Source organism: Actinomadura meyerae (genome assembly GCF_900188445.1).
In the GTDB taxonomy this organism is placed as follows: Bacteria; Actinomycetota; Actinomycetes; order Streptosporangiales; family Streptosporangiaceae; genus Spirillospora; species Spirillospora meyerae.
Map to the genome: position 1 here is coordinate 56,450 of NZ_FZOR01000024.1, position 20,360 is coordinate 76,809.

18 protein-coding genes are annotated in these 20,360 nt (G+C 72.7%); 8 read left to right on the top strand and 10 right to left on the bottom strand.

Annotated features, from left to right (window positions below):
• Positions 1 to 106: 106 nt before the first annotated feature.
• Entirely contained in the window at positions 107 to 1,741 is a 1,635-nt protein-coding gene (locus tag CHF16_RS23415; RefSeq protein ID WP_089328258.1) for a benzoate-CoA ligase family protein, read from the bottom strand.
• 181 nt (positions 1,742 to 1,922) lie between these two features.
• Between CHF16_RS23415 and CHF16_RS23420 the strand changes: the two genes are divergently transcribed.
• Positions 1,923 to 2,783 (top strand): PaaX family transcriptional regulator, encoded by an 861-nt coding sequence (locus CHF16_RS23420; RefSeq protein WP_089328259.1) that lies wholly within the window; start codon positions 1,923 to 1,925, stop codon positions 2,781 to 2,783.
• 15 nt (positions 2,784 to 2,798) lie between these two features.
• Here the strand turns inward: CHF16_RS23420 and CHF16_RS23425 are convergent, their stop codons facing one another.
• The gene (locus CHF16_RS23425) at positions 2,799 to 3,221 is read right to left on the bottom strand and encodes a PaaI family thioesterase (protein ID WP_089328260.1); all 423 of its coding nucleotides are present in this window, start codon (positions 3,219 to 3,221) and stop codon (positions 2,799 to 2,801) included.
• Positions 3,222 to 3,422: 201 nt separating this feature from the next.
• Between CHF16_RS23425 and CHF16_RS23430 the strand changes: the two genes are divergently transcribed.
• Complete coding sequence (locus CHF16_RS23430) at positions 3,423 to 4,253, top strand: 4Fe-4S dicluster domain-containing protein (protein WP_245869087.1); 831 nt, start codon at positions 3,423 to 3,425, stop codon at positions 4,251 to 4,253.
• A complete protein-coding gene (gene nrfD / locus CHF16_RS23435; RefSeq protein WP_089328262.1) occupies positions 4,250 to 5,293 on the top strand; it encodes an NrfD/PsrC family molybdoenzyme membrane anchor subunit in 1,044 nt (347 codons plus the stop codon). Before CHF16_RS23430 ends, nrfD begins: the two co-directional genes overlap by 4 nt.
• Positions 5,294 to 5,375: 82 nt before the next feature.
• Here nrfD and CHF16_RS23440 read toward each other — a convergent pair whose 3' ends face one another.
• Positions 5,376 to 5,909, bottom strand: a complete 534-nt coding sequence (locus CHF16_RS23440; RefSeq protein WP_089328263.1) for a DoxX family protein — start codon at positions 5,907 to 5,909, stop codon at positions 5,376 to 5,378.
• Positions 5,910 to 6,270: 361 nt separating this feature from the next.
• On the opposite strand from CHF16_RS23440, the gene CHF16_RS23445 reads away from it, so the two are divergent.
• Together CHF16_RS23445 and qcrB are read left to right on the top strand one after the other, a co-directional pair.
• On the top strand, positions 6,271 to 6,912 hold the full coding sequence (locus tag CHF16_RS23445) for a hypothetical protein (protein ID WP_089328264.1): 642 nt from the start codon (positions 6,271 to 6,273) through the stop codon (positions 6,910 to 6,912).
• 142 nt (positions 6,913 to 7,054) lie between these two features.
• A complete protein-coding gene (qcrB, locus tag CHF16_RS23450; protein ID WP_089328325.1) occupies positions 7,055 to 8,728 on the top strand; it encodes a cytochrome bc1 complex cytochrome b subunit in 1,674 nt (557 codons plus the stop codon).
• Positions 8,729 to 8,749: 21 nt separating this feature from the next.
• Here qcrB and CHF16_RS23455 read toward each other — a convergent pair whose 3' ends face one another.
• The 5 genes from CHF16_RS23455 to CHF16_RS23475 all read right to left on the bottom strand — a co-directional run bounded on the left by CHF16_RS23455 (position 8,750) and on the right by CHF16_RS23475 (position 12,589).
• Positions 8,750 to 9,316, bottom strand: coding sequence for a TetR/AcrR family transcriptional regulator (locus CHF16_RS23455; RefSeq protein WP_245869080.1), 567 nt, complete (start codon positions 9,314 to 9,316; stop codon positions 8,750 to 8,752).
• 56 nt (positions 9,317 to 9,372) lie between these two features.
• On the bottom strand, positions 9,373 to 10,077 hold the full coding sequence (locus CHF16_RS23460; RefSeq protein WP_245869082.1) for a Crp/Fnr family transcriptional regulator: 705 nt from the start codon (positions 10,075 to 10,077) through the stop codon (positions 9,373 to 9,375).
• A gap of 146 nt (positions 10,078 to 10,223) precedes the next feature.
• Positions 10,224 to 11,012 carry a DUF427 domain-containing protein gene (locus CHF16_RS23465; protein WP_089328266.1) on the bottom strand — a complete coding sequence of 263 codons (789 nt, stop codon included), beginning with the start codon at positions 11,010 to 11,012 and terminating at the stop codon, positions 10,224 to 10,226.
• A gap of 54 nt (positions 11,013 to 11,066) precedes the next feature.
• The gene (locus CHF16_RS23470) at positions 11,067 to 12,383 is read right to left on the bottom strand and encodes an erythromycin esterase family protein (protein ID WP_089328267.1); all 1,317 of its coding nucleotides are present in this window, start codon (positions 12,381 to 12,383) and stop codon (positions 11,067 to 11,069) included.
• Positions 12,384 to 12,391: 8 nt separating this feature from the next.
• Complete coding sequence (locus CHF16_RS23475; protein ID WP_089328268.1) at positions 12,392 to 12,589, bottom strand: hypothetical protein; 198 nt, start codon at positions 12,587 to 12,589, stop codon at positions 12,392 to 12,394.
• A gap of 577 nt (positions 12,590 to 13,166) precedes the next feature.
• Between CHF16_RS23475 and CHF16_RS23480 the strand changes: the two genes are divergently transcribed.
• Complete coding sequence (locus CHF16_RS23480; protein WP_179271665.1) at positions 13,167 to 14,312, top strand: DUF2637 domain-containing protein; 1,146 nt, start codon at positions 13,167 to 13,169, stop codon at positions 14,310 to 14,312.
• A gap of 141 nt (positions 14,313 to 14,453) precedes the next feature.
• Positions 14,454 to 15,452 carry a hypothetical protein gene (locus tag CHF16_RS23485; protein WP_089328270.1) on the top strand — a complete coding sequence of 333 codons (999 nt, stop codon included), beginning with the start codon at positions 14,454 to 14,456 and terminating at the stop codon, positions 15,450 to 15,452.
• A gap of 297 nt (positions 15,453 to 15,749) precedes the next feature.
• Here CHF16_RS23485 and CHF16_RS23490 read toward each other — a convergent pair whose 3' ends face one another.
• Entirely contained in the window at positions 15,750 to 17,459 is a 1,710-nt protein-coding gene (locus CHF16_RS23490; RefSeq protein ID WP_218826796.1) for an MFS transporter, read from the bottom strand.
• Between the two features lie 252 nt (positions 17,460 to 17,711).
• Between CHF16_RS23490 and CHF16_RS23495 the strand changes: the two genes are divergently transcribed.
• Positions 17,712 to 18,989 carry a serine hydrolase domain-containing protein gene (locus CHF16_RS23495; protein ID WP_089328272.1) on the top strand — a complete coding sequence of 426 codons (1,278 nt, stop codon included), beginning with the start codon at positions 17,712 to 17,714 and terminating at the stop codon, positions 18,987 to 18,989.
• 127 nt (positions 18,990 to 19,116) lie between these two features.
• Here CHF16_RS23495 and CHF16_RS23500 read toward each other — a convergent pair whose 3' ends face one another.
• The gene (locus CHF16_RS23500) at positions 19,117 to 20,280 is read right to left on the bottom strand and encodes a WD40 repeat domain-containing protein (RefSeq protein ID WP_089328273.1); all 1,164 of its coding nucleotides are present in this window, start codon (positions 20,278 to 20,280) and stop codon (positions 19,117 to 19,119) included.
• Positions 20,281 to 20,360 lie beyond the last annotated feature (80 nt).

A 20,360-nucleotide genomic window follows, 5' to 3' on the forward strand; every position in this document is an offset into this window, starting at 1 on the left:
CTGTCCGTCCCCCCATGCTCCACAGAACACGGTAAGTACGTCAAGAGTTTGTAGCACATGGACGGACCTCCCGAAGGCGCGCGCCGTGCCCGCCGAGCCGCGCGCGTCAGCCCGCGGCCAGCAGGCCGGCGGCCAGGTCGCGGACGGCGAAGCGGCGGAGCTTGCCGGTGGGGGTGGTCGGCAGCTTGTCCACGATCAGCACCTCGCGGGGGCGCTTGAACGAGGCGAGCCCGGCCCGGCAGAAGGCGATCAGCTCCGCCGGCTCGGCGGCGGCGCCCTCCTTGAGGACGACCGCGGCGACCGGTTTGTCCAGGCCGTCGGCGTCCGGCAGCCCCACGACCGCGGCCATCGCCACCGCCGGGTGCTCCAGCAGCCGCGCCTCGACCTCCGCGGGCGACACCCAGATCCCGCCGGCCTTGAGCATGTCGCCGGTGCGGCCGAGGCAGGTGTAGTAGCCGTCCTCGTCCACCACGTAGGTGTCGCCGGTGCGCAGCCACTCCCCCTGGAACACCTTGCGGGTGGTCTCCGTGCGGCACCAGTAGCCCGTCGCGATCGACTCGCCCTTCACCAGCAGCGAGCCGGGCGTGCCCGGCCGCACGTCGGCGCCGTCCTCGTCCACGACCCGCAGCTCGTAGCCGGGGACGGCGGTGCCGGTGGTCCCCGGTCGCACCCGTCCCGGGCGGTTCGACAGGAAGATGTGCAGGCACTCCGTCGAGCCGATCCCGTCGATGATCTCCACCCCGTACCGGTCGGTGAAGCGGCGGCACAGCTCGGCGGGCAGCGGCTCGCCCGCCGACACCGCCAGCCGCACCGACGCGAACGCCTCCACCGGCACCTCCGCGTTCAGGATCGCGGCGTAGAAGGTCGGGACGGCGAAGAACAGCGTCGGGCGGTACTCGGCCAGCCGCTCGGCGACGGACGCGGGCGTCGGCCGGTCGGGGTCCAGGATCGCGGTCGCGCCGGCCGCGAGGGGGAAGAACAGCGAGTTGCCGATGCCGTAGGCGAAGAACAGCTTGGCGACCGAGTAGCAGCGGTCGCCGGGCCTGATGCCGAGAACCTGGCGGCCGTAGGTCTCCACGACGTGCCGGATGTTGGCGTGCCGGTGCATCGCGCCCTTCGGCTTGCCGGTCGTCCCGGAGGTGTAGAGCCACAGCGCACTGGAGTCGTCCGAGGTCGCGTAGGGGTCGGGCGGTTCGCCGCCGCTCTCGCGCCCCTCCCGGACCAGGTCGTCGAACGGGGTCACCCGCACGCCGGGCGGCGCCTGGAGCCCGGCACCGCCCTCAACTCCACCGCCGTCCGGCCCGCCGTCCTCGACGGCCACGTGCCGGACGCCCGGCGCCCGCGCGAGCGCGGCCTCCGCCGCCACCGCGAACCGGTCGCTGACCAGCAGCACCCTGGCCCGCGCGTCGTTGAGCAGCGCGGCCAGCTCGCCGCCCGTCAGCATCGTCGACACCGGGACCGGGACGGCGCCGAGCCGCATCGCGCCCAGGATCGCGGCCGCCATGAGCGGCCCGTCGGCCATGAACAGCACCACGCGCTCCTCGCCGCGCAGCCCCCGGGCCGCCAGCCCGGCCGCGATGTGCCCGGCGAGCTCGGCCAGCTCCGCGTAGGAGAGGTCGCCCGCGGGACCGGTGAGCGCCGTCCGGTCCGCGGTGCCGGCCCGGCCCGCCGCCTGGAGGAGGTAGTCGGAAGCGTTGAACGTCTCGGACGCGGCCGGTGCGGTCGCCGTTTCAGCGGTCATCGGGGTCTCCAGTCGCCGGGAACCGTGGCACTTATGCTCTACATGGACGAAACGCCAGTCAATAGACTTGTGGAATGAGGATCGGCGGGGCGGACGGCGCGCGAGGCGCACGGCACTCGCGCGATACTGGACAGCGTTCCATGGACCGCCGCGCCCCTGAAGGGCTCAGAAGGAGAAGCACATGGCCCGATCCGGCGGGGACGCGGCGCCGCCCCGGCCCGAGTTCCGGCGCCGGCGCGAGCTCGGCGCGGCGAGCGCCCGGTCGCTGCTGCTGACCGTGCTCGGCGAGTTCGTCCTGCCCGGCGGCGAGGCGGTGTGGACGGCGGCGTTCCTGCGCGCGCTCGGGCTGCTCGGCGTGGAGGAGAAGGCCGTCCGGCAGGCGCTCGCGCGCAGCGCCGCCGAGGGCTGGCTCGCCGGGGAGCGGCGCGGCCGCCGCACCGCCTGGCGGCTCACCCCGGCCGGCGAGCGGCTGCTGACCGACGGCACCGAGCGGATCTACGGGTTCGGCGGCCCGGTCGGCCCGTGGGACGGGCGGTGGCTGCTCGTCCTCGCGACCGTCCCGGAGACCAGCCGCAAACTCCGGCACCTGCTGCGCACCCGGCTCGCCTGGAGCGGGCTCGGCAACCTCTCCCCCGGCGTGTGGGTGAGCCCGCACCCCGGGCGGGAGGCCGAGGTGCGCGGCGTCCTCGCCGAGATCGGCGTCGCCGACACCTCCACGCTGTTCACCGGCGAGCTCGGCGACCTGGCCGAGGCGCGCCGCGTGGCCCGCCAGGCGTGGGACCTCGACGAGATCGAGCTCGCCTACGAGGACTTCCTCGACGCGGTCGGCGCGCTGCGCCCCGCCGACGAGCCGGGCACGTTCGCCGCGCACACCAGGCTCGTCCAGGAATGGCGCCGCTTCCCGTTCCTCGACCCGGCGCTCCCGGCGGAGCTGCTCCCCGACGACTGGAGCGGCTCGCAGGCGTTCGCGCTCTTCCACGAGCGCCACGACGCCTGGCGGCCCGCCGCCGACCGGCAGTGGAAGGCGATGTCCGCCGAGTGAGCGCCTGCCCGCGGGCTAGACGGGCCGGGCCGGCGGCGGCGGGGCCGGTGGCGAGAGCCGCAGCAGGTTCACGGTGCCCTCGGCGACGACGCGGTCGCGCTCGTCGCTGATCGTCGCCTGCCAGGTGACGTGGTCGCCGACCCGGTCGACCGGCCGGGCGCGGGCCGTCAGCCGCCCGCCGCGCACGGCGCGGATGAACCGGGTGTGGTTGCTGACCCCGACGACCTGCTCGTCGAGCCCGACCGTGAGGGCCGCGCCGATGCTGCAGACCGTTTCGTTGATCGCGCAGTACACGCCGCCGTGCACGATCCCGTACGCCTGCATGAGCTTGTCGGTGACCTCCAGCTCGGCCACGACCCGCTGCTCGGACGCTTCCGTCACCAGCAGCCCGAGCGTCTGGTCCAGGGGGCCGGCGTAACCGGTGAACTCGGCGGTCATCCCATGACGCTATCGATGCGCCGAAATCCGCGTCAACGGGGCGGGACGCGGTGTGTAGGAGCCGTCCCGCCGGGAAGTCGCAGAGGGTCGGCGGCACGGATGGGAGGGCCTGGGATGAGCGGCTTGGTGGGACGGAACCTGCTCGCCGGAGCCGAGCCGGACGTCGCCGCGGACGCCGGCCATCCCGACCCTCCGCCCCGCATGGGCTTCTTCACCGACACGTCCGTGTGCATCGGCTGCAAGGCGTGCGAGGTGGCCTGCAAGGAGTGGAACTCCGTGCCCGAGGACGGCCTGGAGTTCACCGGCATGTCCTACGACAACACGCAGCAGCTCGGCGCCGACACCTGGCGGCACGTCGCGTTCATCGAGCAGCGCAAGCCGATCGGGCGGGCGGAGCCGGGCACCGACCACGGCGAGTCCCCGGGCGCCGCGTCGGACGGGAACGGCACGGACATGCGCTGGCTGATGGCGTCCGACGTGTGCAAGCACTGCACGCACGCCGCGTGCCTGGACGTCTGCCCGACCGGTTCGCTGTTCCGCACCGAGTTCGGCACGGTCGTCGTCCAGGAGGACATCTGCAACGGCTGCGGCTACTGCATCCCGGCGTGCCCGTTCGGGGTCATCGACCAGCGCAAGGAGGACGGGCGGGCCTGGAAGTGCACGCTGTGCTACGACCGGATCGGGGGCGGGCTGGAACCGGCCTGCGCGAAGGCGTGCCCGACCGACTCGATCCAGTACGGGCCGCTGGACGAGCTGCGCGAGCGGGCCGCGCTGCGGGTCGAGCAACTGCACGACATCGGCGTCGAGGACGCACGCCTCTACGGCCACGATCCGGACGACGGCGTCGGCGGCGACGGCGCGTTCTTCCTGCTGCTGGACGAGCCGGAGGTGTACGGGCTCCCGCCGGACCCGGTCGTCACCACGCGCGACATGCCGTCCATGTGGCGGCACGCGGGGATGGCCGCCGCCGCCATGCTCGGCGGCCTCGCCGCCGTCTTCGCCGTGCACGGCCGCGAGGGAGGGGCGCGATGAGCGAGTCGGAGGTGCGCAAGGACGGCGTGCACGGCGCGCGGCCGGACCGCGAGGCGCTGGTCGGCAAGGGCCTGCCGGGCCGGGGCGGCGGCGGGCGCCGGCGGCGCGGCGGGCGCGGCGAGAAGGCGATGGTGCCGGAGGCCGAGTTCACCTCCTACTACGGCAGGCCGGTGCTGAAGGCCCCGACCTGGAAGGCGTCCGACGTGGCCGCGTACCTGTTCCTCGGCGGCCTGGCGGGCGCCGGGTCGGTGCTCGCCGCGGGGGCGCAGCTCACCGGGCGCCCGGTCGCGGCGCGGGCGCTGAAGATCTCCTCGCTGGCCGCGATCGCCGGGTCCACTGCGGCGCTGATCCACGACCTCGGGCGGCCGGGGCGGTTCGCCAACATGCTGCGGGTCATGAAGCCGACCTCGCCGATGAGCATGGGCTCCTGGATCCTGGCCGGCTACGGGCCCGCCGCGGGCGCCGCCGCCGTCCTCGACGCGACCGGCCTGTTCCCCCGCCTCGGCGCGGCCGCCACCGCCGCGGCCGCCGCGCTCGGCCCGGCCGTCACCACCTACACCGCCGTGCTGATCGCCGACACCGCGGTCCCGGCCTGGCACGAGGGACGGCGGGAGATGCCGTTCGTGTTCGCGGGGTCGGCCGTCTCCGCCGCGGCGGGCATGGGGATGGCCGCGGCTCCCGTCCGCGAGACCGGGCCGATGCGCACCGCCGCGGTGTTCGGCGGCGTCCTGGAACTGGCGGCGGCGAAGACCCTGGAACGCCGCGCCGGGCTGGCCGCCGAGCCCTACGGGTTCGGCAGGGCGGGACGGTTCATGCGCGCGGGCGAGATCCTGTCGGCCGCGGGCATGGCGGGAGGCGTCCTGCTCGGCGGGCGCAGCCGCGCGGCGGCCGCCCTCAGCGGGACGGCACTGCTCGCGGGCTCGGCCTGCACGCGCTTCGGCATCTTCCACGCCGGAGTGCAGTCGGCGAAGGACCCCAAGTACACCGTGATCCCCCAGCGGGAACGCGTGAAGGCGCGCGAGGCGGCGGCGCACACCTGACCCCACTACCGCCCCTCCACGCCGCGCGCCGGCCTCCCCGTGTACGGAGGCCGGCCGCGGGCACCTGCCGTTCGCTCCCCGCTCACTCCCCCTCGGCGGGCTTCGCGGCCGGGCGCCAGAAGGCGGCCAGCAGCAGCGCGGCACCGAGGCCGCCGGCGAGCGCGGTGATCGCCAGGCCCGTCCAGCCGGACAGGTCGCCGTCGACGCCGAGCGCCCGGTCCAGCGACACGGCGCCGCCGCCGAGCGCGCCCGCCGCGCACGCCACCATGATGATCATCAGGACGTACTCGTAGCCCTGCCCGGGGCGGAAGATGAAGAACCCGTTCCGCAGGTGCGCGGTGATGAGCGCGACCGCCATCGTGCCGACCGCCCCGGCGGCGGCCAGCGGCGTGAGCAGCCCGAGGATCAGCAGGATCCCCGCGCCCAGCTCGGTGCCGGTCGCCATCAGCGCGTGCAGGCGGCCGGGCCGCAGCCCCATCGACTCGAACCAGCCCGCCGTGCCCTCGATCTTCCCCCCGCCGAACGCGTGGTTCCAGCCGTGCGCGAGCAGCGTTCCTCCCACGGAGACCCGCAGCACCAGCGCCGCGATATCGCCACCGACCGCCTCAACAGCCATTACCTTCCTTCCCTCCGCCGTCCCCGCACCGTGCAGACCCCAGGCAGATCCCACTTCACTCGGTTCACCATGTAGGCACCCATCACTACAGCCCCTGAACTCCCGAAGGGAAGAGCCCTGAAGACCGGAAACGCCGGAAAACGCACGGCGCCCGCGAGCGGCCGCCCGCCTCCGGCCCCGTCTCATGTGTCCGGCTTCGCCGGTTAGACCGGCCGACGTGGGGCACGTCACAAGGGTCAGGCTCCAGATCACGTCACGTTCGGAGGCGTCCCGCGCGTCTACTGTGCGATGGCTGCTCGCGCAAGGGCGCTTGCGTGAGGGCCGTCCTGCGACGGCACGGTGCGGAGGTCGAGGAGGCGGCATGGAAGGCGTGGCCAGGAAGTACGACCTCACGATGCTGTACGCCGTGGACGACGCGTTCCGCCGTGACGCGGCCCGCCTGGAGGCCGCGCCGGAGCCGGCCGGAGCGGCCGTCGCGAACACCTGGTCGCTGTTCGCGCGGCACTGGCGGCTCCAGGACAACGCGGAGAAGCGCGCCCTGTGGACGGTGATGTACGCCAAGGACGCGGGTGTCCGCTCTCCCGGACGGCTCGGGCGCGTCAGCACCGTCCTCGACGACCTCTCCACGCGGACGCTGCGCGTCGTCCCGCTGATCGACGGCGTGGACGCCGCGCTGGAGCACCGCGACCGCCGCACGTTCGCTCGGTGCGCGCGCGACCTCCGCACGCGGCTCGGCGCCCTGCTGGACTTCAAGGAGTCCGACGTCCTGCCGTTGATCCAAGAGACCCTGACGCCCTACGACTGGGGCACCTACGACGTGGAGCTCCGCCGCGAACTCGGCGTCCGGGGGCTCGGCGTGTTCCTGCCGTGGCTGCTGGACGACGCTCCCGACGCGACCCGCCGCGCGGTGCTGCGGCTGCTGCCGCCGCCGATCCGGCTCGCCTACCGGACCACCTGGCGGCCGCGCTACCAGCGGCGCACCCACCTCGCCGTACCCGCCTGACAAGCCCGCCGCCTGACAGGAGAGGTGCCCTCGTCCGCCATGTGACGCGGCGCATAGCCCGGGATGTCACATCCGCCATCAAATCCCCGTCTTATTCGCAGATGCAGAACATCCGCGGATGTGCGACGGAGGGATGCTCACGATGGCGGGGACGACGACGCCCCAGTCCCGGGGCGGGGCGGTGGACCGCTCGGCGCGGGCGCTGGACGACCGGCTCGGCACCACCGGCTTCGCGCGCAGGGCGCTGCGCAAGGCGTTTCCGGACCACTGGAGCTTCCTGCTCGGCGAGATCGCGATGTACTCGTTCGTGATCATCCTGCTCACGGGCGTGTACCTGACGCTGTTCTACAAGCCGAGCATGGCGGAGGTCGTCTACGACGGCTCCTACACGAAGCTGCAGGGCGTGGAGATGAGCGAGGCGTACGCGTCCACGCTCAAGATCAGCTTCGACGTGCGGGGCGGGCTGCTCGTCCGGCAGCTGCACCACTGGTCGACCCTGCTGTTCATGGCCGCGATCCTGGTGCACATGCTGCGGAACTTCTTCACCGGGGCGTTCCGCAAGCCGCGCGAGCTGAACTGGCTGATCGGCGTCGCCATGCTGGTGCTCGTCATGTTCAACGGGCTGTTCGGCTACTCGCTGCCGGACGACCTGCTGTCGGGCACCGGCCTGCGCATCGTGGAGGGCGTCACCGCCTCCATCCCGCTCGTCGGGTCGTACGCGGTGATGTTCCTGTTCGGCGGGGAGTTCCCGGGGACCGACATCATCCCCCGCCTGTACGTCATCCACGTGCTGCTGGTCCCGGGCGTGCTCGCGGCGCTCATCCCGCTGCACGCCATCGTGCTGACCTGGCGGCAGACGCACACCCAGTTCCCCGGCAAGGGCAGCGCCAACAACACCGTCCGCGGCTACCCGTTCTTCCCGGTGTTCATCGCCAAGACCAGCGCGTTCTTCCTGTGGCTGCTCGGCGTGACGACGCTGCTGGCGGCGTTCGTCCAGATCAACCCGATCTGGCTGTTCGGCCCGTACGACCCCGGTGCGATCAGTTCCGGCTCGCAGCCCGACTGGTACATGGGCTGGCTGGAGGGCGCGCTGCGCATCATGCCGTCGTGGGAGATCACCGCCTGGGGGCACACGGTGACGCTCAGCGTGATCGTCCCCGCGCTCGTGGTGCCGGGGGTGCTGTTCACGGGCCTCGCCGTCTATCCGTTCCTGGAGCGCTGGGTGACCGGCGACGACCGGATCCACCACCTGCTGGACCGGCCCCGCGACGTCCCGCCGCGGACCGGCATCGGCGTCGCCGGCATCGTCTTCTACGGGACGCTGTGGCTCGCGGGCGGCAACGACGTCCTCGCCGACCGGTTCCACGTCTCGCTGTTCTGGACGACCTGGTTCTTCCGCGGCCTGATCGTCCTCGGCCCGGTGCTCGCCTACATCGTCACCTACCGGATCTGCGTCGGCCTCCAGCGCCGCGATCTCGGCCTGGCCCGGCACGGGCTGGAGACCGGGATCATCCGGCGGTCGCCGGAGGGCGGGTACAGCGAGGTGGAGCGGCCGCTTCCGGACGAGGCGATCGGCGCGATCACCGACCCGCGCCCCGCGGTGGCCGTCGACCTGGACGTCCCGCCGCCGGTCGACGGGATCGACAGCCCGCGCGGCCGCACCGCGCGGGGACGGCTGCGCGCCGCGCTCAACCGCCGGTTCAGGGCCGATCTGGCGGTCGTCCCCGAACGCCGTCCCGAACTGGCGTCGGCGAACGGCGGCGGCGGTGACAGCGGCGACCGGGAGGGCGCCGACGAGACCGCCGCGCAGCACTGACCGCCTGCGGTAGGGCACCGCTCACGCGGGGAAGAGATGCGCGATCACGGGCGCGGCGGCGGCCACCGGGTCGTCGCCGATCTCGGGCGGGAGCGCGCCGCTCAGCCACAGGTGCGCGAAGCCGTGCACGATGGACCAGGCCGCGATGCCCCGCGTCCGGTCGTCCGCGTCCCCTCGCCCGCCCTCCCCGGCGGCGCCCCGGACGCTCGCGGCGAGCACCCGGCCCGCCCGGTCGCGGGCGGCGCTCACCGCCGGGTCGTCGGCGCGGTAGAGGCCGGGGCTGAACATCACCTCGAAGTGCGCCCGGTGCTCGACGGCGAAGCGGACATAGGCCAGCCCGGCGGAGTGCAGGTCGCCGCCGGCCGCTTCCAGGGCGTCCGCGAACAGCGTGTAGCCCTCGGCGGCGACGGCGGTCAGCAGGCCCGCCTTGTCGCCGAAGTGGTGGGCGGGCGCGGCGTGCGACACTCCCGCCCGGCGGGCCAGCTCGCGCAGGCTCCACCCGGACGGGCCCGACTCGGCGATCGCCGCGACGGCGGCGGCCATGACCGTACGCCGCAGATCCCCGTGGTGGTACCCGTCGCCGCTCACCCCGGAGATCCTAGAGCGCCCGCCCCGCGTCGGCCGTCCGTGTCGGCTGTCCTGTGTCAGTCGTCCTCCTTGGCGAGCTCGCGGAGGCCGGGGAGGTCGACCACGGTGATCTTGCGCCAGCCGGTGCGGATCAGCCCGCGGGCGCGCAGGCCGTTGAGGGCGCGCGCGACGGTCTCCCGGGACGCGTCCATCCAGCTGCCGAGCTCCTCCTGCGACAGCGGCGGGCCGATCTCGATCGACCCGTCCGGCGCGGGCGGGGCGTGGTGGGCGGACAGCTCCGCGAGCTCCGCCAGCAGCGCGGCGAGCCGCTGCGGGCCGCGGCTCGCGACGTGCGCGGTGAGCCGCCGGTCGGAGTCGTCCATCCGCTGGACGAAGGTGCCGGTGACCAGCATCCACACGTCCGGGTGCTCGTCGAGGAAGCCGGTGAAGCGGGCGGCGGGCACCACCAGCGCGCGGATCGGCGACAGCGCCGTGACGGTCGCGGCGCGGGGCCGCCCGCCGAGCACCGCGCTCTCGGCGATGAGGTCGCCGGGGCCGCGGACGGCCAGCACCACGTCGTGGCCGTCGGCGGTGGACGAGGTGACCTTCGCCCAGCCGCGCTCGATGACGATCACATGGTCGGACTCGTCGCCCTGGTAGACCAGCGGCGCCTTCACCGGATACTGGCGGGGGCGTGCGGCGTCGCGCAGGGCCGCCTGCTGAGCGGGGTTGAGCGCGGCCCAGAAACCCGGCCGCGGGGAGGACGCCGCGTACCCTGCCAACAACCCGTCTCCTTGCCTGCCGCCGTGCTCACCCGCCGCCGTGACGGTCCGAAGCGGCGCTTGCCCCGGTCACTGCCCACGGTCATTGGCACTGTAAACCGGGCTGCGGCGGCTTGGGCACCGCGAGAACCCGGAAGCGAGGGCCGTCACGCTCCCGGCGGCGGCTGGGACTCGATCGTCAGGGCCTCGTGGTCGAAGCTCAGATACCCCGCGATCTTGGCGGCGTCCTCCAGCGGCTCCTCGTACGACCAGGCGGCGTCCTCGGCGCCCTCCAGGGACCAGTACGTCGTCTCCCCCTTGTACGGGCACACCGTCCGCTTCCGGCTCCGGATCAGCAGCTCGCGGCGAACGTCCTCGGCCGGGATGTAGTACCGGTTCGGCAGCCCGGTCTCCGACAGCACGATCGGGTGCTCGGTCTCCGCGACGACGTCCCCGTCCCGCAGCACCCGCACGTGGCGGCGCGCGCGCCGCGCGTCGACCCGGTGGAAGGGGTCGCGCAGGTGCCCGTGGACCTCCTCGTCCTCGTCGTACCAGGCGTCCATCGGCTTCCAGTAGAAGGCCATCAGCCCCCGCAGCCACTGCGCCTCGGCCTTCGGCTCCGGATACGCCCACACCGCGTTCTCGGCCTCGCGATCGCCGACCCGGATCGTCCAGTACGCGGCGTCGCCCTTGAACGGGCAGTGCGTGGTGTGGTCGGTCCGCACCAGCAGGTCGGTCCGCACGTCCTCCTCGGGCACGTACAGCACGGGCAGCAGGCCGGTCTCGTGCAGGAACTCGCCCCGCTCGGTGTCGAGGACGATCTCCCCCGCGAACCAGGCGTGCACGCGGCGCGGGAACCGGTGCATGAACAGCCGGTGCTTCGGCCCGTCGATGGTGTAGTTGACCGCGTCGCCGGGCGAACCCGCGAGCGGTCCCGGCCGCATCGTCAAGGACATGGACGACTCCTCGTACTCGGTCGGCTCCCTGGGCCGGCCCGCGCTGGGACCGGCTCACACCCCGGTGGGCATCGTCTCCAGTTCACCACGATGCTCCGACTCCGCGTGCAGCGGCTGGAGGGCGGAGGTGATGCGGAACCAGCAGAGAGCGTCGTAGCGGTCGGCGAGCCTCGTCGGGACGTACTGGCGCGGGTCGCGGTCCGGGTCGTAGACGACGCCGATCGCGCGGTGCCCGAGCGTCCGGGTGAGGAACGGCGGCTTGTCCGGTTCGGGCGGGACGATGAACATCCCCCGGTGCAGCTCCGACCCGGCCAGAGCCTCCTCCAGCGACCCGTGTGCCGGCGGCGGGACCTGCATGACCTCCATGGGGCCGCCCCAGCGCGGCGCCGCGACGACCTCACCGGGACCGCCCGCGAAGCCGACCACGACGACGTCGTCCCGGCCGTACCGCTCCCGGGCCAGCTGGCCGAGGTTGACCATCCCCGCGCCCGCCATGTCCGTCGCCCGCGCGTCGCCCACATGGGTGTTGTGCGCCCACACGACGGCCTTCGCCTCACCTCGCCGCGCCCTGTGGAACTCCAGGAGGCGGTCGAGGGTGTCGGCCATGTGGACGTCCCGCACGTTCCACGACTCGGGCCCACCGCCGATCATGGCGCGGTAGTACCGTTCGGCGCCGGCCGCCACCTCGGCGTTCTGCCGGGCGTCGAACTCCTCCGCCGGGTCGCCGCCCCCCGCCGTCTCGGGGGCCTGGCGCAGCCGGGTCAGCAGCTCCAGGACTTCGTCGGCGCACCCCCGCGGGACGAGCGCGGTGTTCCACCCGTACGCCTGAGGGTCCTCTCCGTGCGGCTCGAAGCAGCGGTACGCCTCCAGCGCCGTGCCGAGGTACTCCGGCCGGTGCTCGGCCAGGTGGTCGACGACGGCCCGCAGCGACTCCCACAGGCTGTAGACGTCCAGGCCGTAGAAGCCGACGCGGTCGCCGGACGGCAGGCCGATGTTGTGGTCGCGCAGCCACCGGCAGAACTTGGCGGTCTCCTCGTTCGCCCACATCCACGTCGGCCAGCGCTCGTAGCCGTCCAGGACGTCGCGCGGGTCGGCGGGCGCGCCCGGTGCCAGCGTCACGCTGCGGCCGACCCGGCGGCAGTCCGGATAGTCGCCCTCGACCGCGACGAACGAGAACCCGCGCTCGGAGATCAGCCGCCTGGTCAGCGCGGCCCGCCACGCGTAGTACTCGTGCGTGCCGTGGCTGGCCTCGCCGATCAGCACGCAGCGCGCGTCCCCGATCCGGTCCATGAGCGGGTCGAGGTCGTCCTCGTACTCCAGCGGCAGCACCGCGCCGAGGACGTCCCCGGCGTCGGCCGCGTCGTGGTTCATCGCGGGGCTCAACGCGATCCCCTCCGCTCCCCCTTCGGCCCCGCGCCGCGCTCGGTGGCGCGGCGGGGCCGGTGGTGCTCGTCCAGCTGCAGCTCCCGGTTGGCGCGCTCGCCCGCCTCCCGGTCGCTGGCGATCCCCTGGTCCTCCATCTCCTTGCGGAGCCTGCGGCGCTCGGCGTCGTACTTGTGGCTTCCCGGTCGTGGCATGCCGCCCCCCTGTCTGCGACGTCCCCTGTTCTCGCTGTCCCTTGTCGCCGTCCCCGTCTCCTGCGTCTCCCGCGGTCCCTGTTCTGAGCCTCCTTGGGTCCGCCGTTCCCGCGATCCGGGAATCAATGCGGACAAACGGGGCATTTCACGCATGGCGGAACCGGGCTCGGCGGCGCGGCCGTCGCCACTGGAGGCCGGCGGCGCGCGCTCGCTAGGCGCTGGGCGACTCACCGTAGGCGGCGCGGAACGCGCGACCGAACGCGCGCCGACGCTTGGCACGCACCGGCAGAACCGGCCGGATCGGCCGCCCCGCTCGGCGGACTATCGCGGCAATTACGACAATTACGGCTACACGCTACGCGGCATCAATATACGGACACAATGGGATGATTCACCCCCTTTGTCCCGCTCTTTCGCCGCCCGGCCCGCTCGCACCGATCGTTTGCCACACTGTGCCCGGTACCTCCCGGAATGCGACCGAGCCGTAACGCGAATCGGCCACGGAACGCCAAAAGAATGGATAGTCTCCCAGGCGATCACTCTTGGTCGGGTAAATAACTCTGGGAGCACACGCCGCATGAGCGCTGCCAACCGGGCACAGGTCATCACACGGTGGGGGGCCATCGCCTTCATGGCGGCCGCGGTCCTGACCGCCACCGCCGGTGGCTTCGCCCAGTCCTATGCCGGGCTCTACCACTGGGCCCTGGAACACGGCCTGCGGGGCTGGAAGGCCGAATCGTTCCCCCTGCTGGTCGACCTGTTCATCATCGTCGGGGAGCTCGGGCTCTTCCTGCTGGCCATCGACGCCTTCGTGATAAAGCGCCGCGCCATCATGAGCTGGCTCGACTTCTGCCTGCCGCTCACCATCGCCCTCGCCGGCTGGACGGCCAGCCTCATCTTCAACGTGGGCCACGTCGGCAACAAGACATTCTCCTACCAGGCGACGGCCGCCGTCCCGCCCATCGTGTCGATGCTCGGCCTGTTCGTCCTCCTGCGGACGCTGCACCGGTACGTGTCGCAGAAGCTGGAGGAAGAGGAGACCACGAAGCCGGAGCCGCAGCCGCGCGCCATCGCCGGCCCCGTCACGCTGAACCAGATCACGCTGATGCCGCTGCGGACCACCGGCCCGTTCGCGCAGATCCAGGTGCCGGGCCACTCCGGAAAGGCACTGGAGTCCGGCTCGTCCGCCGAACCGGCGGCCGAGGCCCGGCCCGCGCGGGCCGCGGCCGAGCAGGCCGGATCCGCGCCGGCCCCCAAGGCGGCGCAGAGCCCGCCCGCCGCCGCTGCCCCCGCACCGGCGCCCGCGCCGGTCGCCGAGACTCCGGCCCCCTCCGCCGAGCCGGAGCCGGAACTGGCCGTCGTCAGCGCCGCGGCCGCGTCCGGAAGCCCCAACGGGCGCAGCTCCTACGGCGCGGCGACCGAGGCGCCCGCGACGCACGCGGCGCCCTCCCCCGAGAACCTGCGCTCGCTCGTCATCGACATCCTCGAACGGCGGCACGGCGACGTCGCCGCGACGCTCGCCGAGGTCAGGGCCGAGGGCTACGTCTGCGACGAGGCCGAGATCCAGCGGATCAGCGACAACCACTGGTTCCCGTACGCGGTGTACCGGCTGCTCGCCAAGCACCACGGCGACGGCGAGCTCGTCGCCCAGGAGCTGACCGCGCAGGGGATCGTCTACGACCAGGCCACGCTGGACGCACTCGTCCAGTCCTGGCGCGTCTGACCCGCCCCGCCCCGGGCCCCCTCGGGCACCGCCGTTCCGGACCGGCCGCCCCGCTGATTGCGGGCGGCCGGTCGCGGCGTATCCGGGCGATCACGCTCCGTCCGTGCGACGCTGGGGAGACCTGCGACGCCGGGAGAGCCGATGAAGCCGATCTGGACGCAGCTCGCCGCCGTGGCGCTCGCCGCCGCGCTCGGCGGCGCCGTCACCGGATACCTGATCGCCCCCTCGCCGGGCGATGCCGCCGCCCGTCCGGCCGCCGGCACGGCCACGCCCCCGCCGGGCGCCACGCTGCACCTCGCGCTCAACATGCCGGCCGGCGACCGCGCCAAGGCGGCGGCCCTCGGCTACACCCTGTTCGACGTCGACCCCGACGAGGACGACATCGCCTCGCTGCCCCCGGGCGGCCGGGCCCTGCTGTGGGTCGGGAACACCACCTGCGGCGGCTTCCAGCAAGAGAGCGCGTCCGCGTTCACCAGGACGGTGAAGCGGTTCGCGGGCAACGAGCGGGTTTACGGGTGGTACCTGTCCGACGAGCCGAACCCGGACGAGTGCCCCGACATCGCCGGCAAGATCCGGCAGCGCGCCGACATCGTCCACCGGTACGCGCCCGGCCAGCGGGCGTTCGCGTCGCTGACCGACTGGCCGATGCGCCCGCTCAAACCGTCCGAGACCCACCTCGACCTCATCGGCCTCGACCCGTACCCCTGCCGCACGGACCGCGCGCGCTGCGACCTCCGCGCGATCGACGCCATGGTCGCGCAGGCCGCCCGCGCCGGGTTCCCCCGCCGCATGATCGTCCCGGTGTTCCAGACGTTCGGGCAGTCCTGCAATGACGGGGAGCGGAACTGGCGGATGCCGAGCGAGCGGCAGCTCCGGTCCATCCTCGGCCGGTGGGAGCGGCTCGTCCCCCGGCCCGCGTTCGACATCAGCTACTCGTGGGGCCGCCAGGACGCCTGGGCGTGCCCGGCGCTGTCGGACGCCAACGGCCGCCGCGGGCTCCCCGACCTGCAGGCCGTCATGAAGGCCCACAACGGACGCCGGACCGGCCCGGGCCTGCCCTCCCGCCGCCCGGAGAGGTCACCGGCGCCGACGGTATCCGAGACACCGCCGGCGCCGTGCCGTACCACCCCGGCTCGCTAGAGACTACGCCGCATTGAGGTCCCGCACTGCCAGATTCCGCATCTTGTTGGACATCGTGTCTACATCATGTCGTGCCGGATACCGTGCCGGGCCGGACACCGCGCCGCGCTCGCCGTCGTGCCGCGCTCGCCGTCGTGCCGCGCTCGCCGTCGTGCCGCGTTGGACGTCGTGCCGGGTGTCGCGTTGCCGGGCCTGGGCGGGGCCGGTGCGCAGGCGGGCGTGCAGACCGCCGTCCACCCGCGATCCGCCGCATCCGCTTCCACGGCCCGGCGCCGAGCGTGGGCCGCTCGATCCGGACTAGGCGGCGTCCCGCCCCGCCCTTTGCAGAGCGGGCTCGCCCGGGACGTCCTCGTGCACGTACCGGCGCCCGCGCAGCAGCGACACCAGCGCCGCGACCAGCGACATCGCGATCGCCAGGCTGAACACGATGACGAGCCCGCGGTGGAAGGGCTCGGAGATCAGGTGCGGGAAGTACGACCGTCCGGTCAGGGTGGCAACGTCGTCCGGCGCCAAGCCGCCGAGAACGTGGAACGGCGCGAGCAGGTTCTCGATCGGGTTGTAGCCGAGGAACGCGGCGAACAGCGTGCCGACCGGCGGCAGCTCGCCGACCTGCGCCGCGGGCCCGGCCGGGACGCCGTGCTCCGTCAGCCCGTACGTCAGCGTCCTCGGCAGCGTGTCCGACAGCCCCGCGATCATCAGCGAGAAGAACACGCCGATCGACAGGACCATGCCGGCGTTCATGAACGTGGCGCGCATGCCGGAGGCGACCCCGCGCTGGTCCGCCGGGACCGAGTTCATGATCGCCGTGGTGTTGGGCGCCGCGAACAGCCCGGAGCCGACCCCGTTCAGGAAGATCAGCAGCGCGAACGTGGGGTACCCGAAGTCGGTCGGGATCAGCAGCAGCCCGGCGAACGCCGCCGCCGACAGCACCAGCCCGCCGGAGGCGAAGGCGCGCGCCCCATGCCGGTCGGACAGGTGCCCGGAGATCGGCCCGGCCACCAGGAATCCGGCGGTGAGCGGCAGCAGGTAGATGCCCGCCCACAGCGGCGTGTCCTCGTAGTCGAAGCCGTGCAGCGGCAGCCAGATGCCCTGCAGCCAGATGATCAGCATGAACTGCATGCCGCCGCGGGAGATCGCGGCGAGCAGCCCGGCCGCGTTCCCGGCCGTGAACGCGCGGATGCGGAACAGCCCGAGCTGGAACATCGGCTGCTCGACCCTGGTCTCGATCCAGCAGAACAGCGCGAGCACGGCGATGCCGCCGGCGATCCCGCCGATCACCCACGGGTTCGTCCAGCCCATGTCGTGCCCGCCGTAGGGCTGGATGCCGTAGGTGATCGCGGCGAGCAGCCCGGTCAGCCCGACCGCGAACGTGGCGTTGCCGAGCCAGTCGATCTTCGCGGAGACCGCCTTCGTCGCGGTCTCGACCAGGCTGCGGTAGGCCCAGACCGTCCCGATGATCCCGATCGGCGCGGACGCGAAGAACACCAGCCGCCAGTTGATCTCGCTGAGCAGCCCGCCCGCCACGAGCCCGATGAACGTCCCGGCGATCCCGGCGACCTGGTTGACGCCCATCGCCATCCCGCGCCGGTGCGCGGGGAACGCGTCGGTGAGGATCGCCGCCGAGTTCGCCATCAGCATGGCGCCGCCGATCCCCTGGAACACCCGCCAGCCGATGAGCCAGAGCGCCCCGGCGCCCCCGTGCAGCGGATCGAGCGCCAGCACCAGCGTCCCGACCGTGAACACCGCGAACCCGGCGTTGTACATCCGCACGCGCCCGAACATGTCGCCGAGCCGGCCGAGCGTGACCACCAGCACCGCCGAGACGAGCATGTAGCCCATCAGGATCCACAGCAGGTAGCTGACGTTCCCCGGCTCCAGCGGGTTCAGCCGGATGCCCCGGAAGATCGCCGGCAGCGAAATGATCACGATGGACGAGTTGACCGTGGCCAGCAGCATGCCGAGCGTCGTGTTGCTCAGCGCGATCCACGGATAGTGCTTGGACGGCACGCCGACCCCCGTCAGGTGGCTTCCCAGGTAGTTTCCGTGGCTAACTAACCATACGTCCGCATTCCTCGCCAGTCCGAAAAGGAGTCGCATCCATCACCATCGCGCCCGTACGTTCTCCCCCATGACGGGACGAATCGATGGCCGAGGCGGTCCCCGAGAGCCATGGGCAACCTCTGACGAACCGGAACAGCCCGGCCGCACGCGCAGCACGATGATCCGGACATCCGCACCAAGCCGTCTACGGTAGGGCGAATGAGCCTGGAGATCGACGAGGTCGAGGCATGGTTAAGGGAACGGCTGCCGAGCCTGGCCGAGGAGCACGGGGTACCGGGTGTCGCGGTCGCCGTCGACGCCGGAGGACGGCTGGTCGAGGCGGCGGCGGGGGTACTGAGCACGGCGACGGGAGTGGAGGCGACGGTCGACTCGGTGTTCCAGATCGGGTCGATCACGAAGACGCTGACGGCGACGCTGGTGATGGGCCTCGTCGCCGAGGGACTGGTGGAGCTCGACGCGCCGGTGGACAGGTACCTTCCCGGTTTCCGGAGGGCGACCGTCCGGCAGCTGCTGTGCCACACGGCCGGTTTCGAGGGTGACGTGTTCACCGACACGGGCAAGGGAGACGACTGCCTGGAAAGGTACATCGAGCTCCTGGCGGACGTACCTCGGCTCTTCGAGCCCGGGGAGATGTTCTCCTACTGCAACGCGGGCTACAACGTGCTCGGGCGGATCGTCGAGGTCGTGCGGGGCATGCCGTTCGACCGCTGCATGCGGGACCACCTGTTCACACCCCTGGGCATGACGCACGCGGCGACCGATCCGTACGAGGCGATCCTCCATCGCGCGGCGGTGGGTCATGAGAAGGGACGGCCCTCCCCGGTCTGGGCATTGGCGCGCTCGAACGCACCCGCCGGGGCGATGCTCGCCATGACCCCGCGGGACCAGCTGGCCTTCGCCCGCATGCATCTCGCCGACGAGGGACTCGCGGCCATGCGGGAGCCGCAGGTCGCACTGCCGGACATCGGCTGGGGGACGGCCTGGGGCCTGGGCTGGACGCTGCACGACCTGCCCGGCGGCCCGGTGTTCGGCCACGACGGCAACACCATCGGGCAGTCCGCCGCCCTGCGGATCGACCCAGGCCGCGATGTGTGCGTAGCGGTCTTCACGAACGGCGGCGACCGCAAGCCGCTGATCAAGGAGATCCTGGGGAAGGCCATCGAGTCGCCCGCCGAGCCTGTCCCGGATCCCACGGCCCGCCTGGACGCCGGCCGCTGCGCGGGCGTCTACGTGTCGAGCACGAGCGAGACCACGGTGAGCGCTGACGGGCAGGGGCGGCTGTGGCTCGAGAAGGTCCCCGCCGGCCTGGCGGTTGAGCTCGGCGACGAACCGTTCCGGACGGAGTTGCTCGGCTGGCGCGGCGACTCCCTGCTGCCCGCGGAGCCAGGCCACGGCCCCGTAGCGTTTCTCGGGGACGACGGCGAGGGCCGTGCGCGTTACCTGCACACGGGCCGCGCCGACGTCCGCGCGTCCTGACCAGCGGTCAGTCCGCCACGGCCACACACCGCCCCACCGCCTCGGCGTCAGGGCCCGGGAGTTTGCCTGCGGCTCTTGCGGGGTGCGCGGCGGGTGTGGTCGCGGACGACCACTGCCGCAACTCGTCCTAGTGGACGTAGCCGCTTCCGCACCCCTCGGTTCTGGGCGGGTGTGCGGAGAAACCGCCTTCGACCACCCTGCCGAACGAGTCGAGACCGTTCAGGCAGGCATATCGAGGCTCAGTGAAGCCGAAGACGATGCCCGTTGCGACATTCGGCTTTCGCGGCCTGCTGCTGGTGACGCGTATGGGCTTCCCCTCGGAGAAGGAGAAGATGACCGTGCTCGGCGGCTGTTCCCTTTCCATCGCACCGAAGCCGGACCGGCCGTCCGGCTTCATCACCACGGACATGACCGTCCCTGAATCGGCGGACTGGCGGAACAGGAGGCGGCCCTTGCGAAGGTCCGTGCCCGGCGCTTCGGTGTCGAGCGCGTGGACGGCGACGGCCTGAACCTTGCTCCCGACGGGTCCGACCGGCTGGGCCGGGCGCGCCGGATACGGCGGCTCCCCTGGCGGGACGTCCTCCCCGGGCAGGGAGCCGATGAGGATGTCGCTCACGGCGTAGCCGAGCGTGCGGCCGTCACGAGCCCAGACGATCTCACCGATGACCGATGGGGTGGTCGTCGTCCAGGTACGGCGATGGCCGGAGTCGATGTCCAGCACGGTCACGTTGGCGCGCGGCTCTGGAGGGCGCTCGCCTTCGGGCGTGCATGGAGCGGTCGTGTAGGCGAGACGATCACCGTCCGGGCTCAGCGCCAGACCGGCGACGAGGGCAGGGACCGTGACCTGGCGGAACGGCTCGATTCCTTGCACCCTGCCGTCCGTGCTCACCTTCCCCCGGTAGAACCGCGATTCACACGTTTCCTTCCGGGTGGCGGCGACGACGAACGTGCTCCTGGGACCGGGGAGGATCATCTGCGCCTCACCGGCGGACGGAGGCCGCTCGACCGAGTCCACCTGCCATGATCGTCCGTCGAGCCGGACCTCGCGCACGACGAACCACGGCTTGGGGCCCTCGTCCGGCAGGCCATCCGCCATCGGTTGCACGGTGAGCAGGAAGCGCGGGTACCGGTCGGCCCCGTACGGTGCGGACGAGTCAGGGTCGTCGGCCAGGACCTGCACGGCGGCGATGGACGTCACGACCGCCAACGCCATGGCGGTCGGTGCGGCCCAGCGCCGCACCCGCCATGAGAGCGGCTCGCGTTCCGGCGAATGATTCCCATCGTCCTCCATGAGATGATCATGGCGTTCGTCCGTGCCGCCCCGCAGCCCTTCGCGGAAACGGCTCCTCACGCGGACTTACGCCATGCTTG